Here is a 15,692-nt window from a genome sequence, read left to right as displayed (position 1 = left end):
TGATCTTTTGTAGTAGGTACTAAACTGTATTAAAAACGCGTATCCGCCCTGCTAGGCTCTTGGCTCCCAAACAGCATAAACAGATTTCAATACCTGAACTATTCTTAAAACTGCAGGCGTCATCTCTTTCAGTTCACTGCCTCGTTGTAAAAGAAGTTTTGGGGTCGTTGCTTTTTTGAGCCAATAATAAAAAGGTGCAAATTTAATGAAGCAGATTAGCGTAGAGACCAGGGAGCAGTTTTTTGAGCTTTTAGAGGAGGAGTTCAAAAAGAAACTGGAACCTGGCTTAGCGGAGGATGTGAACCGGTTCGCCCGGCTTTATCTCGAAATGTCGCCTCTGGACGAAATCCGTAGTCGCCGTCTGGCGGATATCTACGGCGCAGTCGTCGCCTGTTGGCACTTCCTGCAAGACCATCATCAAGACCAGCCCAAGGTCACCGTATTCAATCCGGACCTGGAAACGCACGGCTGGCAATCCACCCACACTGTCATTGGCATACTTCACAACAACATACCCTTTATCGTTGACTCGGTGCGTATGGGGCTGAACCGCATGGAGTTGACGCTGCACTCCATTCAGCATGCGGTTCTGTACATCGAGCGTGACAGTTCCGCCAAACTCAAGCGTGTTATCGGCCGCGATGAAGAGCCGGCGCGGGAGCTGGGCGAGTCCATGGTGTATGTGGAGATCGATCGTCATAACGATCCCGCTGATCACCAGCGCATCAGAGAGGAACTGGAGACAGTTCTTGGAGAAGTGCGCACCGCAGTGGGCGACTACGAAAAAATGAAGTCGCACGCGCAAGAGCTCATCAGCGAGTTCGAGAAAGATATTCCCAATGTCAAAAAGACGGATTTAAAAGAAGCGAGCGAGTTTCTGAAGTGGCTGGCTGCAGACCATTTTACCTTCCTTGGCTACGACGAGTATCAATTCAAGAAGGCGGGCAAGGACACCATCATTCAGCAGGTTGCGGGCTCTGAACTGGGTATCTTGAAGAGCCATCCAGAACGTCCCGCGATGATGAAGATGAGCGATCTGCCGCAGAAAGCTCGTCGTCAGATGCTGCAATCCGAGATTTTCACCTTCGCCAAATCGTCGCAGCGCTCGCGGGTGCACCGTCCCGCTTATCCTGACTATGTGTCAGTGAAGAAGTTCAACGAGCAGGGCGAAGTCATCGGGGAGCGTCGCTTCCTGGGTCTGTATACCTCACGGGTTTACCACCAGCGTCCTGACGATATCCCATTGGTCAGACGTAAGGTTAAACACGTCCTGAAGCGCTCTGGCTTCAACCCCAGCGATTACGCGGGTAAAGAGTTGGATCAGATTCTGGCGGTTTATCCTCGCGATGAGCTGTTCCAGTTGGGGCGCGATGATTTGTTCGACGTGGCTATGGGTATTCTGTATATCCAGGAACGTCGCAAAATTCGCCTGTTTATTCGCGAGGACGTGTACGGACAGTTTGTCAGCGCCATCGTGTATGTGCCGAGAGATCTGTACAGCACAGACCTGCGTTTGCGTATTTCCGATATTCTGGTTAAAGCCACCGGCGCAGAAGACGTCGAGTTCACCACTTATTTCTCCGAGTCCGTGCTGGCGCGTACGCAGTTCAACTTGCGCGTACCGCAAGCGGAGCGTCGCGACCTGCGTCCGGCTGAGCTGGAAGAACGCATCATCGCCGCCGCTCAATCCTGGCAGGATGGCCTGATGGAGAGCTTGTACGAAGCGCATGGCGAAGAACAGGCTAACTCCTATATTCATCTGTACGCCAATGCATTCAATGGCGCGTACAGAGAGGAATTTTCACCTCGCCGCGCGGTGATCGATATCGAGCATATCGCCTCATTGAGCGATGAGCGTCCGCTGGCGATGAGTTTCTATCGCGCACTGGAAGAAGACGAAAGCATTCTGCACTTCAAACTTTTCCACGGCGTTGTGCAAGTCCCGTTATCGGACGTGTTGCCGCTGTTTGAAAACCTTGGTCTGAGAGTGTTGGGCGAGCACCCGTTTGAAGCGATTGACCGTAACGGCAAAGTGGTCTGGATTCATGACTTCTCTTTGCAAAGCCGTGGCGGCGAAGTGATCGACATCCAGAAAATTCGCAAGAAGTTCGAAGAGCTGTTTCTGCGAGTGTGGACCAATGAAGCTGAGAACGACATCTTCAACCGCCTGGTGTTGGCGGCGCAGATGGATTGGCGGCAGATCGCCATGCTCCGCGCTTACGCCCGTTACATGCGTCAGATTCGCTTCAGCTATAGCCAGGACTTTATCGCCAATACCCTGGTCAACCACGTCCATATCGCCAAGTCCATTTACGAGCTGTTCGAAGCCCGTTTCAATCCAGCGAAAATTCAGAGCGAAGCCCAGTGCGGCGCGGCGCAACAGAAGCTGGAGATTGAGATCAACCAGGCTCTGGACGAAGTGGAGCACTTGAGCGAAGACCGCGTACTGCGCCGTTTTGTCGAACTGATCAAGGCGACGCTGCGCACCAACTATTATCAACGTGGCGAAGACAACGGCGTGAAGGGATATATGTCCTTCAAATTCAGCCCCCGCGACATTCCGGAAATGCCGCTGCCGCTGCCGATGTTCGAAATCTTCGTCTATTCCCCTCGTGTGGAAGGCGTGCACCTGCGCGGCGGCAAAGTCGCCCGTGGCGGTCTGCGCTGGTCCGATCGCTTTGAGGATTACCGCACGGAAGTGCTGGGTCTGGTGAAGGCGCAGCAGGTCAAGAACTCCGTTATCGTACCGGTGGGCGCCAAGGGTGGCTTCGTCGCCAAGCAGCTGCCTGAGAATGATCGGGAAGCCATGCTGAACGAAGGTATCGCCTGCTATAAAACCTTTATTCGCGGCTTGTTGGATGTCACCGATAATCTGTCCAGTGGCGAAGTGGTTCCGCCTTTGGACGTGGTGCGTCACGATGAAGACGACTATTACCTGGTTGTAGCGGCGGATAAAGGCACCGCAACGTTCAGCGACATCGCTAACTCTCTGTCGGAAGAGTACAACTTCTGGCTGGGCGACGCGTTTGCGTCCGGCGGCAGCCAGGGTTACGACCACAAGAAAATGGGTATCACCGCTCGCGGCGGTTGGGTTTCAGTTGAGCGTCACTTCCGTGAAATGGGCGTGAATACAGCGACTGACGACTTCACTGTGGTGGGCGTGGGCGACATGTCCGGAGACGTGTTCGGCAACGGCATGTTGCGTTCTGAGCATATTCTCATGGTGGCCGCCTTTAATCATATGCACATCTTTATTGATCCGAACCCGGACGCCGCGTCCAGCTTCGCAGAGCGCAAGCGCCTTTTCGAACTGCCGCGCTCCACGTGGATGGATTACGACAGCAAACTGATTTCGGCGGGCGGCGGTATATTCTCGCGCAACGCCAAGTCGATTCCGATCAGCCCTGAAATGAAGGCGCGCTTCGGCATCAAGCAGGACCGTCTGCCTCCCAACATGCTGATTTCGCAGTTGCTGAAGGCGCCAGTTGATCTGCTTTGGTTCGGTGGTATCGGCACCTATGTGAAATCCTCAGAAGAGTCGCACGCAGACGTAGGCGATAAAGCCAACGACGCGCTACGGGTCGACGCGAGCGACTTGCAGGTGAAAGTCATCGGCGAAGGCGGCAACCTGGGGATGACCCAGTTGGCCCGTATCGAATACGCCCTCAACTATGGTCGCCTGAACACTGACTTTATTGATAACGCTGGCGGCGTGGACTGTTCTGACCACGAAGTTAACATCAAGATTCTGCTGAACGAGATTGTCGCCGGCGGCGACATGACCATGAAGCAGCGTAATAAGTTGCTGGCGGACATGACTGACTCCGTCGCAGATCTGGTGTTGATGAACAACTACCGTCAGACCCAGGCGCTGAGTATTGCGGAGACTGATGCGGCGACCCGCATTGAAGAGTACCGTCGTTTGATCAACCACCTGGAGTCTATTGGTAAGCTGAATCGCGGCCTGGAATTTATTCCGGATGATGAAACCATCACCGAGCGTAAATCCATGAAGCGCGGTCTGGTGAGACCGGAACTTTGTACGCTGATTTCCTACGTCAAAGGCTGGTTGAAAGAGACCTTGATCGACAGCGATCTGGTGGATCATGAGTATCTGGCTAATGAACTGCACACTGAGTTCCCGCAGATGCTGGTGGATAAGTTTGGTCGTCAGATGCGCGATCACCGCCTGCGTCGCGAGATTATCGCCACTCAGGTCGCCAACGACATGGTCAACCACATGGGCATTACCTTTGTGGAGCGTCTGCGTCAGTCTACTGGCGCGCCGGTGGCGGCGATCGCTCAGGCGTACGTCATCGCCAGAAATGTCTTCCAGGTGCAGAATCAGTGGGCGGCGATCGAAGCCTTGGATTATAAAGTCGGCAGCGGCATGCAGATCGCAATGATGTCCGAACTGATCCGCTTAGTGCGCAGAGCGACCCGTTGGTTCCTGAGAAATCGTCGCAGCGAACTGAATGTCATGGAGAACATGGACAAATTCTCCACTGGCATCGACTATATCGCGCACCACTTTAAGGAACTGCTCTCCGGCGACCAGCTCAAGCTGTGGCAGGAACGCTATGATGGTTATCGTCAAGCTGGCGTGCCGGATGAGCTGGCTGCGACAGTAGCGGGAACGCCGTACCTGTACTCCGCTTTGGGCATCATTGAAGCGCAAGAGCAGACCAACGCCAGCCTGGATTACGTGGCGCGTATGTTCTTCCGTATGGGCGAAAGGCTGGATATGCAGTGGTTCGGGCATCAGCTCAATATCGCGCAGCCTGCGACGCATTGGCAGGCGCTGGCGAGAGAGAGCTTCCGTGAGGATCTCGATTGGCAGCAGCGTGCTCTGACGGTCGGTATCCTGCGCATGACAGACGCGCCGGAAGATATTGATCAGCGTATTGACGCCTGGTCAGAGTGCAATACGGACCTGATCGAGCGCTGGCGCGGTATGTTGACCGAGCTGAAAGCGACAAAAGATCCAGAGTTCCCCATGTACTCTGTGGCCCTGCGTGAATTGTTGGATCTGGCGCAGAGCACTTCGCACGTCACCACTAAGATCTGATAACGTAACGCCGGCGCAGCGCTTCGCTCTACTTGAGCAGGAGGGCTGCGCCGGTTTATTTTTAGAGAACTAATCAGTAACCGCAGAGTGGTCTGGAGATGCGGCAAATTATCGTCGACATCCATATATCCGCAGAGGAGTATTTGAACGTTTATCGCGGTAGCGCGAAAAACGTCAACGCCATAAGCCGGGAAGGGCTCAGGGTTCAATTCCCCGCCAATATCCTGCAGCGCTTCGTAACCCGGGAGGGTATCCGGGGTTCATTCGTCATCACTTTCGATGACGCCAATAAATTTCACTCCATTGAGCAATTGGCTTACTAGCCGGCTTTATTCGTTTCGCGTCAGCCAGTCCGGGTGCTGAAGCGCAATTTTCAATAATGCTGCGACGCTGATAGCGTCCGTAATTGCGCCGCTCAGCGCCATGTCTACGGCTTCTTGCAGGGGCAGTCGTCGTACTTTTAACTCTTCCGTTTCATCCGGATTCCAACCGACTTGCGTAAGCTTGCGCGCGACATACACCACGCCTTGTTCGTCAGTAACGCAATTGCTGGTGTGCAGACGCATTAACTCCGACAGCTCGTCGGCAACCAGTCCGGTCTCCTCTTGCAGCTCTCTGCGCGCGGCGTCCGCCGTCCATTCGTCGTGAGGCGCGCCGCCCATTGGGATCTCCCAGGAATAGCACTCCGTCGCATAGCGATACTGTCCCACCAACCAGGTGTAGCCCTGGTCATCGACCGGCATGATGCCGACCGCCTTGTTCTTCATATGCACAACACCATAAATGCCGGGCTTGCCGGTGGGGGCGATGACCTCCCTGTGCTCCACTTGAATCCAGGGGTTAACATAAACCTGATTGCTGGAGAGAGTGCGCCAGGGATTGATTTCAGGGGAGTCTGACATAATGGATTCCTTGTGCGACAAAGCTCAGTGGCTCGAAATAATAAGAGTGAGTGGAAACTTATAACAAAAACGCCGGGGGAGAAACTCCGCCGGCGTTTTGGATGGTGTAGATTGAGTCTGGTGTTGAAATCAGGAGTGTTTGACGAACCAGTAACGTTCCCAGGCGACCAGAACCCTTTCTGGATACCAGGTTTTGCCCAGGCTGCCGTTGTAGCGGGCCAGGGCGCGAATCAGGTTGCCTTTTTCCTTGTCCAGGTAGTGCTTGAGAATCGTGCAGCCGTAACGCAGATTGGTGGCCACATCATGGAGATTATCCTCCGGGCGTCCGATTTCATCGATCCAGAACGGCATCACCTGCATCAGGCCGCGAGCGCCAGCGCTGGATACGGCGTAGGGGTCGAAGCGGCTTTCCACATGCATGACCGACAAGACAATTTCCGGATTGAGTCCGGCCCGAGTAGCCTCCAGGTGCACCAGCTTCAGCAGCTCAAGGCGCTTGTTGGTGTCCTTGATGTATTTCTCCATACGGGCGGACATGTCCACCAGCCACACTTCGGCGTCAAAGCGGTCAATGAAGCTTTTGGACTCATTGACCGTGCGTTTCAATACGGCCCGCAACTCTGGGTCCGGTTCCTGAGGGCCTGCTGCGAAGGAGGCCGCCGGCGCAAGCGCCAGCAGCATGAGCATCCCGAATAGCAAAGACAAGCCCTTGCCACGAACAAGGGCGGGGCGTACTGAATAACTGTACTGCATGATTCAACTGACTATTTTTTCAACTTCTCTTTGATGAAGTTTACAACAGTATCCACTGTCATATCTGTGCTGTCGGTATCACGGCGGCCTTTGTATTCCACTTTGCCTTCCGCCAGGCCGCGATCGCTGATGACGACGCGGTGCGGAATGCCTATGAGCTCCATTTCGGCGAACTTAACGCCAGGGCGTTCATTGCGGTCGTCCAGCAGAACGTCCACGCCAGCCTGCAGCAGTTCTGCATAAAGGCTTTCCGCTTTCTCGCGCACGGCATCGGATTTGTGCATGTTCAATGGAACCAGGGCGACCTGGAAGGGCGCCAGGGCATCTGGCCAGATGATGCCTTTGTCGTCGTGGCCCTGTTCAATCGCGGCGGCGACCACGCGGGATACGCCAATGCCGTAACAACCCATTTGCATTACAGTGGCTTTGCCGTTCTCGTCCAGAACGGTGGCGTTCATAGCGGAGCTGTACTTGTCGCCCAGCTTGAATACGTGGCCCACCTCGATGCCTTTTTTGAGCACCAGAACGCCTTTGCCATCTGGGCTGAGATCGCCTTCCACGACGTTGCGCAGGTCGGCGGTTTCTTTGATTTCGCAGTCACGTCCCCAGTTAACGCCAGTGAGGTGCTGGCCTTCTTCGTTGGCGCCGCAGACAAAGTCCGCCAGCACGGCTGCGCTGTGGTCAACAATAGTGCGAAGGGGCAGATTCACGGGACCAATGGAGCCGGGCTTGCAGCCTACCGCCGCCTCAATGGCTTCGTCGCTGGCGAGCGTCAGTGGGGACGCCACGCCAGGCAGTTTTTCCGCCTTGATTTCATTAAGGACATGATCGCCGCGCAGCACCAGAGCGATGATTGGGGCAGGCTTGCCTTCTTCCGCTTCGCCCAGCACCAGCAGGGTTTTCACGGTTTGTTCCGCAGGCAGGTTCAAGAATGCGGAGACGCTTTCAATCGTGCGTTGCTCGGGCGTCGCCACCTTGGTCATGTCTTTGGAAGGCGCAGGCGCTTGCTTAAGCGTGGTCAGAGCTTCCGCTTTTTCCAGGTTGGCGGCGTAATCGCTTTCAGTGCTGAATGCGATCAAATCTTCCCCGGAGTTGGCCAGTACATGGAACTCATGGGAAGAGGACCCGCCGATGCTGCCGCTGTCCGCCTGCACAGGACGGAAGTCCAGGCCAAAACGGGTGAATATGCGGGTATAAGCGTCGTACATGACCATGTAGGTCTCGTCCAGCGATTCCTGATTCACATGGAAGGAATAAGCGTCCTTCATCAGGAATTCTCTGGCGCGCATGATGCCGAAGCGAGGGCGGCGCTCATCGCGGAATTTCATCTGAATCTGATAAAAGTTAGCCGGTAGTTGTTTATAGCTTTTCAATTCATTGCGAATCAGGTCGGTGATGACTTCTTCATGAGTCGGGCCGACGCAGAAATCACGGTTGTGGCGGTCTTGAATGCGCAGCAACTCGCCGCCGTATTGCTCCCAGCGGCCGGACTCGATCCATAGCTCTGCTGGCTGCACCGCCGGCATCAACACTTCCTGGGCGCCGGAACGGTCCATTTCCTCTCTGACGATGTTTTCAACTTTTTTCAGAACCCTCAAGCCAAGGGGGAGCCAGGTATAGAGACCTGCGGCCAGCTTGCGAATCATGCCTGCGCGCAGCATCAACTGATGGCTGATGACTTCCGCGTCGGCAGGGGTTTCTTTCAGGGTGGCGATCAGGTATCGACTTGCGCGCATATATCTTCCCAAGAATACAAATAAATAAGGTTAACTACCGGTAATGGTTTATTTTTACTGCCGCACTATTGTAGAAGCGATGACTCCTTGCGTACAGGCGCGATTGTATTAATTGCGAATACGACGCCGAGCGCGGCCCGACGGCCGCCATGACGATCGGATTTATCGCAGATTTCCCCAAAACGGCCCGCCCAAGCGGCCTTTTTTCGCGTCATACAACAGTTTGTCATGAGAACGCAACCGGCCTCATGGTTTATGCCATATACCTGCTTGGCAACCCTGGGGCGATGAGGCAAACTCACCAGCGTCCGATGATACAGTTGAGCCTATGATGCTGACCGCGCACGAAATTCAAAACATCATCAGAACCGGCGTGCCGATGGCGGAGTCCATCGATTTCCGGGTTGATGAGGTCTCAGGCAAGAACGCTATCGCCAGAATCCCGTTTTCAGAAACCTTTGTGCGCCCCGGAGGAACCCTTTCCGGACCCATCATCATGTCGCTTGCGGATGCATCCATGTATGCAATTATCCTGGCGACTTTAGGGCGTGTGGAAATGGCTGTCACCAGCAATTTAAACATCAACTTTTTACAACGGCCCAAGCCGGAAGACCTGTTGGCGGAGGCGACTCTGCTGAAACTGGGTTCCCGGATTGCATTTTGTGAAGTAAATCTGTACTCGCCGAACAGCGATGGTTTGGTCGCACACGCAACGGGAAGTTACGCGTTGCCGCGGTAAGGGGGGAGGAGCCCGCCAGGCGCGTCGCAGCTAGTAGACTGCTGTACCGCAATAATAGCCGTACCCACAACAATAAAAACCAAATGAAATGACTTTGATCAGAGTACTAACTCAAGAACGATCAGTACTAACCTCGTGGAATAACTACAGGAAGTTATGACTATGAACATTACCGCCAGTAAAAACTCAGAAGCGCTGCAGGAGCTCGAACAGCGCAGGCAGCCCGTGCAAGAACGCAGCCGGGAAAGAGTCGAGCTGATATTAAACGAAGCTGCCATTCTTATCAGTGAAGTTGGCGTGCAGGGAGCGAAAACCTCGGAAATCGCCCGTCGCGCGGGTATTTCCCTAGCGTCTTTGTACCGTTATTTCCCCAACAAGGCCGCTATAGTCAAGGCCTTGGCTGAGCGCCATATCAAAACGCTGAGCACCGTCATGGAGGAATTTGTAAACGAGTTTGATCTGGAGGAAGGGTTTGACAAGCTCATCGACACCTTCGCCCATTTCTACCGGTCCGAGCCGGGTTATAAGGAAATCTGGTCGGGCGTAGAGGCGATGCCAGAGCTGCAGCAATTGGATCTCGGTGAGCTGTTCGATAACGCCCAGGCCATTACCAATCGCGCCAAACTGCTGTATCCGCAAGTCGAACAAGAGCGTCTGTGGTTGATATGCGTGATGCTGCCCAGAGCCTGCGGCGCTATCCTGAGGCTGGCCATGACTATGGAAGAAAAGCCTGAGTCAATCATGCTGACGGAATTAAAGTTGATGGTGAAGTCATACTTGCGTCAACGTTTAGGTGAGCTGGACGCGGCGGCGTAACGTCGTGTGATCGGCTGCCCCGCATTGGGCCTGGAGTCAGGGAGTGCGGAAACCCACAAATGAAGACGTCCCGCAAATAAGCATGCGTCATCCCTGTCGCCAATACTTGGCGGCGTCTTCATACGGTGTATTACCGGAGGGCTGAAAGCGAGTCAGTCAATGACGTCTTTCAGCGCCTCCTCAAGCGTATCGAATTGAAAACTGAAGTTTTCTTCCAATAAACGGGCTGGAATCGCCTTTTGTCCCGTTAGCAACATCCTTGATAGTTCTCCCATCGCTAACTTCAATGCAAATGCAGGCGCCGTGCAGAATGCGGGGCGATGAAGCAGCTTCGCCAAAGTGGCGGTGAACTCAGCGTTAGTGACTGGCGTAGTGCTGACGGCGTTGTAGGGGCCGCTGCAGGTAGGCGTTTCGAGTAAATGCAGTAGAACTCTCAACAGGTCCTGAATATGAATCCAGGGCATCCATTGACTTCCGTCGCCAAATTTACCTCCCAGGCCAAGCTTAAAAACGGGCAGCATTTTCTGTAGGAAACCTTCTTTCCCCACCACCAGACCGATACGGGCGATAGCGACGCGCATGCCAATGCTCTCCGCGCTAAGGGCGGCAGCTTCCCATTCGCTGCACAGCTCATGGGTGAATTCCTCGTGGGGTGGGGTTTGCTCCGTCACTAATAAATCTTGCTGATCACCGTAATAGCCCACGGCGGATGCGGAAACCATGGCTTTGGGGGGCGTTTCCATTTGCTTGCACATGTCAATCAAGTCATGAGTCAGGGCGGTGCGGCTTTGCTTCAGCTTTTGTTTGCGCGCTTGCGTCCAGTGTCTGTCGGCTACGGGTTCGCCAGCCAGATTGATGATGGCGTCAACAGGCGCTTCTATGAGATCCGCGCGTAGCTCTCCGATACTCCGGCAGCGCTCTCCCACCAAGTGGGCGACCTGCTCTGGTCTCCTGCTGAATACCGTGGTGTCGTGTCCACTGGCCCATAACGCCCGACACAGTTGTTTGCCGATAAAACCTGTGCCCCCGGTCACCAGGATGTGCATGCTCGGATCTCCTTAAACTCTTCCTTTATTAATACATAATTTGCCGACTTTACGCGGGTGCGCGCAGTGGCGATGAGGTTATCTTGTGCCTATTCGGGCGGCTATACAATAAGTTGTTCAATAACCTGGGCTTAGCTCGCTCAGTTCAGAATATAGTCGTGGCAAGTTAAAAAGATGGCTAGTGGCCTCTCGCAAATACTGGCGGCCGTGTTAGCGTGCATTGGACTGAAGAAGGTCGCGAACAATGCCTTCTACGGTGGCGATGAAGAGAGGGTGCTCGCCAAGGGGCGGCAGCAGGGTGATGTCGACGCCGGACTCTTCGGTTAGCCCGGCAATCATGGTGGGAACGTCTTCTCGCAGATGTTTGCCGGCGGCGAAAAAAAGAGGCAGTACGGCGATGGATTGCGCGCCTTGATCTCGTGCTTGTATTACGGCTTGTTCCAAAGTGGGTTCCGCAAGCTCCATGAACGCCAGGGAAACCTGAGTGGCGCTTTGGGAAAGGCGTTCCGTCAGTGCGATGAAAGGCTGCAGCCAATTGTTGTCACGGCTGCCGTGAGCAAGAAGTATCGTATGGTCGAAAGTCATAGTGAATTGCCGAATCTCTAATTTGTGCATGATACGCCGATAAGGCCGGTTTGGTTTGCCGCTTTCTTTATACGGGGCCTATTTTCTTGACTTGGACGCCTATAATCGAGAGCTTACTCAGTTTTAGGCGCGAAACGAATATCCATCTTGGTTTTTGCGCTGCGTTTTGTGTCGATGATGAGGGAGGGGGGATGTGGTCGGACAGCGAAATTTTACGTTATTGGTTTGGCGAGCAGGATGAGAGTGGGTTGCCGCCACAGGAAAATCTCCGGCGCTGGTTTACCGAGGCGAAGAGCTATGATCGTGAAATTCGCCGGCGCTTTTTAACGACGGTTGTTCTGGCTTCTGAGCAGGGACTGCGGCATTGGCGCGACAGATCCGATGGCGTACTGGCCTTGATTCTACTGCAGGATGTTTTTCCGCGTTATATCTTTCGCGGCAGCTCCATGGCGTTTGATCAGGACAAAGAGGCCAGAAAAATAGCGCAGGAAGGGCTTAAAAAGGCGTTGGACGTCAGGCTGGAGCCGGTTCACCGAGTCGTCTTCTACCTGCCGCTTCTGCATTCGGAGAGAGTGTCCGATCAAGAGGAGTCGGTCGCGTTGTATCGACAGCTCGCTGCGACCTGCGAGGCGGGTCCGTTAAGGGATTTTGTCAGTGGTTTCGCAAGCATGGCGGAAACGAACCGGGGCGTTATTCGCCAATTTGGGCGTTTCCCCCACAGAAACAAGATACTGAAGCGTGCGAGCAGACCAGAGGAGGTCGAGTTTTTGGCCTCTTATCCAGCCGTATACGATTGATCCAGCCTGACGGCTAATTTCTTATTCTAACGCTGTTCACCTGTGAGGATTTTCTGTCTCCTGGGTCACAATGTTGACCTTTGCTGGCTGAGCCTTGTATCCCCCTTTGTTAACATGCGGGGTTCGTCACAGTTTCCTGGACTTTGCGTCAACGGCTCCTGAGTGACGTCTGGAGCCTGGAAGTAATAAGAGTTAGTTATGTCTAGTAGCCTTGAATTGGACTTTCCCGCTGTAGATCAGTCCTTATGTGAATCGATTCAATATCAGGGAAGAAAGGCCTCAAGGGTCAAAAGCGAGCAGCGACGCCGAGAAATATTGCAAGCCGCTTTACGCATAGTGGCGAAGGAGGGCGTGCAAGGAGTCAAGCATCGTGCCGTAGCGAAAGAGGCGGGTGTCCCGTTAGCCTCCACCACTTATTACTTCAAAGACATCAATGAGTTAATTACCGACGCCTTCATGCTGTTTGCGGAAAAAAGCCGCGAGAAGCTGGAGTTCTTCTATTCTGAATTGCGCCGTCTTGCGGATGAGTATGACGCAGTCTCCGTTATGGAAGATGAAGGGCGCAGGCGCGAATTCGCCAATGCGTTGGTGGAGATGGGGACAAACTACGTGCTGGGTCAGGTCCGGCACCATAAGTCTGAACTCATGTCGGAGCAGGCGTTTTTAATGGAGTCTGTGCGGGATGAGAGTCTGAGTGCGCTGGCTCGGCGCTATAAGGACGCCTGGTTGTCCGGGTTGGTGGACTTTATGCAGTCGCTTGGCTACGAGACCTATATTGAGGATGCGGCCATTATTATGGGAATGGTGGGCAATCTGGAGCAGGAGGGCGCGCTTCAGGGCGGCAGCATTGATGAAGATAAGGTGCGCAGGGTCTGGCGGCGCCTTCTTTATATGATGCTGGATATACGTTAAGTCCCGGTTCCCCTGCTTTTGTTTAACGAGATGAAAAAAAATCAAAATAGGGGTTGCGCGCTTGGAGAACGCTAATTATAATGCGCCCACTTCTGTTGAGGAGCACCTCTAAAGAAGCTGAAAAGCAAGCTAACATCATGATTAGCTTGATCTTTTAAGCGGGAATAGCTCAGTTGGTAGAGCACAACCTTGCCAAGGTTGGGGTCGCGAGTTCGAGTCTCGTTTCCCGCTCCAAATTTTCTCTTCAAGTTTTCATTCCAATCCTTTCAAATAATCCGGGTTTTATCTCCAGTCTCCTGTTGGCTTATCTGGATTTTCGGCGTTTTCTTCAACCATCGTCTAAACTTAAAGCCAAGCAGGCCTATATGGTCTGTAAGTCGGTATCTATCCTGGGGTATTAGGTTATGGCGAGTGTTTTGGACTCTGTTGATCAGCGCACCAAACTGGTGGGCGAGAATCGTTTGGAGCTTCTCTTGTTCAAGCTGGGGATGAGACAGATTTTCGCGATCAATGTGTTCAAAATTCAGGAAGTCCTCAAACTGCCCAATTTGACGCAAATGCCACATCGTCATCCTGTCGTTTGTGGCGTTAGTCATATACGCGACACCACGGTGCCGGTGATTAACCTGTCTCAGGCGATAGGATTTCGGCCACTACAGCCGGACAAGGATTCCACCATCATCGTGACGGAATACAACCGCACCGTGCAGGCTTTTCTGGTGGCCAGCGTTGATCGTATCGTCAATATGACCTGGGAGCAGATCTTGCCTCCGCCAAAAGGGGCGGGCGGCTCTCATTACGTGACGGCTATAACCCATTACAACGATCAGATTGTTGAGATCATCGACGTCGAACGGGTGTTGGCGGATATTCGTCCGTACTCCACTGACGTTTCCGACACGGCGCTGACGGAAAATATTCGAAAAGTTGCTCAAGGCAGGGAAGTGTTGTTGGTGGATGATTCTCCGGTAGCGATCAGTCAGGCGATCGGGACCTTGCAGAAAGTCGGGTTGAAAGTGATTACCGCCAGAAATGGCCTGGAAGCCTATAACCTTCTTAAGAAGTGGGCCGACGAAGGCGTCAATGTGCCTGAAAAGCTTCTAATGGTTGTGACCGATGCTGAAATGCCGGCGATGGATGGCTACAGGCTGACTACGGAGATTCGTAACGATCCCCGCCTGAAAGACCTGTACGTGGTGCTGCATACTTCTCTAAGCGGTAGCTTCAACAAGGCGATGGTGGAAAAGGTAGGGTGTAATAACTTCTTGTCCAAGTTCCAGCCGGATGAATTGGCGGCGTTGGTGCAATCGCGGCTTAATTCATTGGCGGCTCGCTAGAGCGTCGCAAAGAGCGCTTGTCTCGACCCTTGTCCTCCGATGTAGACCTAATTAGACTGCCTGTTTCCGCCTGCTTAGAGTAGGCTGTTTTAGTTTTTCGCGTCGACGACCCACGCATTTTGTCCCTTCCCTGTATGCCCCGTGCGCTACGCCTGCGTTGAGGCGAGTGCGCGCTTAGGAGAGAGTTATGACGGATATCCGAGTTACCGAGTTAAATATTTACCCCATCAAATCCTGTGCGGGCGTTAGCCTTAGCAAAGTGGCGATTACGAATTGGGGGGCGGATCGCGATCGCCGTTTTATGCTGGTGGATGCCAATGGCAAATTCATTACGGCGAGAAAGCATCATCGGCTGGTGTTGGTGAAGGCGGTTACTGCGGATAAGGGGCTGATGTTGTCGGCGCCGGGTATGAATGGCTTGTATATTGAGGCGCCGGATCAAGAGGGAGGCGCTCTGGAGGCTGTGCAAGTATGGAAAGACGAGGTGTCTGCGTTGTCTGTCGATACGCGCGCAGATGCCTGGTTCAGTGAGTTCTTGGGTGAGCAGGCGCGTCTCGTGTATATTCCCGAGCGCAGTTTCCGGCAAGTGGATCAGGCCTATTACGACGCGCCGCAAAAAGTCAGCTTTGCGGACGGCTACCCTGTTCTGGCGACTTCTGAGTCCTCGTTGGAAGATCTGAATGGCCGCTTAAAAAATCCTGTTAAAATGACGCATTTCCGCCCGAATATTGTGGTGGCTGGCGCGGACAGCTTCGCGGAAGATCATTGGCGTCGGTTGAGTATAGGCGAAGTGGAGTTTGCGGCGGTCAAGCCTTGCTCCAGGTGTGTTTTTACGACGATTGATCCCGCTACGGGTCAGAAATCCCCGGACACTGAGCCGTTGCGCACTCTGGCGTCTTATCGCAAGACGGAGCTTGGTGCAATTTTTGGGCAAAACCTGGTGCAATTGAATCAGGGGATCATTTGCGTTGGCGATAAAGTGGAGTTGCTCGACTAAGCGG

General features: G+C 53.7%; 13 protein-coding genes and 1 tRNA gene. 9 read left to right on the top strand and 5 right to left on the bottom strand.

The window, feature by feature from the left end:
* The first annotated feature begins 205 nt into the window (after window positions 1-205).
* Complete coding sequence (locus ONV78_RS08075; protein ID WP_279502429.1) at window positions 206-5,068, top strand: NAD-glutamate dehydrogenase; 4,863 nt, start codon at window positions 206-208, stop codon at window positions 5,066-5,068.
* Between the two features lie 98 nt (window positions 5,069-5,166).
* Window positions 5,167-5,391, top strand: a complete 225-nt coding sequence (locus ONV78_RS08070; protein ID WP_279502427.1) for a DUF2835 domain-containing protein — start codon at window positions 5,167-5,169, stop codon at window positions 5,389-5,391.
* A gap of 6 nt (window positions 5,392-5,397) precedes the next feature.
* Here the strand turns inward: ONV78_RS08070 and ONV78_RS08065 are convergent, their stop codons facing one another.
* The 3 genes from ONV78_RS08065 to ONV78_RS08055 form a co-directional block, all read right to left on the bottom strand.
* The gene (locus ONV78_RS08065) at window positions 5,398-5,970 is read right to left on the bottom strand and encodes an NUDIX hydrolase (protein WP_279502425.1); all 573 of its coding nucleotides are present in this window, start codon (window positions 5,968-5,970) and stop codon (window positions 5,398-5,400) included.
* Window positions 5,971-6,099: 129 nt separating this feature from the next.
* A complete protein-coding gene (locus ONV78_RS08060; RefSeq protein WP_216737779.1) occupies window positions 6,100-6,723 on the bottom strand; it encodes a lytic transglycosylase domain-containing protein in 624 nt (207 codons plus the stop codon).
* Window positions 6,724-6,734: 11 nt separating this feature from the next.
* The gene (locus ONV78_RS08055; RefSeq protein WP_279502424.1) at window positions 6,735-8,459 is read right to left on the bottom strand and encodes a proline--tRNA ligase; all 1,725 of its coding nucleotides are present in this window, start codon (window positions 8,457-8,459) and stop codon (window positions 6,735-6,737) included.
* 328 nt (window positions 8,460-8,787) lie between these two features.
* On the opposite strand from ONV78_RS08055, the gene ONV78_RS08050 reads away from it, so the two are divergent.
* The gene (locus tag ONV78_RS08050) at window positions 8,788-9,198 is read left to right on the top strand and encodes a PaaI family thioesterase (RefSeq protein ID WP_011398530.1); all 411 of its coding nucleotides are present in this window, start codon (window positions 8,788-8,790) and stop codon (window positions 9,196-9,198) included.
* A 162-nt stretch (window positions 9,199-9,360) separates the two neighbouring features.
* Window positions 9,361-10,014 carry a TetR/AcrR family transcriptional regulator gene (locus ONV78_RS08045; RefSeq protein ID WP_253938430.1) on the top strand — a complete coding sequence of 218 codons (654 nt, stop codon included), beginning with the start codon at window positions 9,361-9,363 and terminating at the stop codon, window positions 10,012-10,014.
* Between the two features lie 152 nt (window positions 10,015-10,166).
* Here the strand turns inward: ONV78_RS08045 and ONV78_RS08040 are convergent, their stop codons facing one another.
* Window positions 10,167-11,060, bottom strand: coding sequence for a TIGR01777 family oxidoreductase (locus ONV78_RS08040; protein WP_279502421.1), 894 nt, complete (start codon window positions 11,058-11,060; stop codon window positions 10,167-10,169).
* A 210-nt stretch (window positions 11,061-11,270) separates the two neighbouring features.
* The gene (locus ONV78_RS08035; RefSeq protein WP_279502420.1) at window positions 11,271-11,675 is read right to left on the bottom strand and encodes a CbiX/SirB N-terminal domain-containing protein; all 405 of its coding nucleotides are present in this window, start codon (window positions 11,673-11,675) and stop codon (window positions 11,271-11,273) included.
* Window positions 11,676-11,836: 161 nt separating this feature from the next.
* Between ONV78_RS08035 and ONV78_RS08030 the strand changes: the two genes are divergently transcribed.
* The 5 genes from ONV78_RS08030 (at window position 11,837) to ONV78_RS08010 (ending at window position 15,688) form a co-directional block, all read left to right on the top strand.
* On the top strand, window positions 11,837-12,442 hold the full coding sequence (locus ONV78_RS08030) for a DUF924 domain-containing protein (protein ID WP_279502418.1): 606 nt from the start codon (window positions 11,837-11,839) through the stop codon (window positions 12,440-12,442).
* A 198-nt stretch (window positions 12,443-12,640) separates the two neighbouring features.
* Window positions 12,641-13,354 (top strand): TetR family transcriptional regulator, encoded by a 714-nt coding sequence (locus tag ONV78_RS08025; protein WP_279502417.1) that lies wholly within the window; start codon window positions 12,641-12,643, stop codon window positions 13,352-13,354.
* Window positions 13,355-13,512: 158 nt separating this feature from the next.
* Window positions 13,513-13,588, top strand: a tRNA-Gly gene (locus tag ONV78_RS08020).
* A 170-nt stretch (window positions 13,589-13,758) separates the two neighbouring features.
* The gene (locus ONV78_RS08015; protein WP_279502416.1) at window positions 13,759-14,691 is read left to right on the top strand and encodes a chemotaxis protein CheV; all 933 of its coding nucleotides are present in this window, start codon (window positions 13,759-13,761) and stop codon (window positions 14,689-14,691) included.
* A gap of 187 nt (window positions 14,692-14,878) precedes the next feature.
* On the top strand, window positions 14,879-15,688 hold the full coding sequence (locus ONV78_RS08010; protein ID WP_279502413.1) for an MOSC domain-containing protein: 810 nt from the start codon (window positions 14,879-14,881) through the stop codon (window positions 15,686-15,688).
* Window positions 15,689-15,692: the final 4 nt, after the last annotated feature.

This window comes from Hahella sp. CR1, assembly GCF_029813005.1.
In the GTDB taxonomy this organism is placed as follows: Bacteria; Pseudomonadota; Gammaproteobacteria; order Pseudomonadales; family Oleiphilaceae; genus Hahella.
This window is presented reverse-complemented; position numbering and strand designations above follow the sequence as displayed.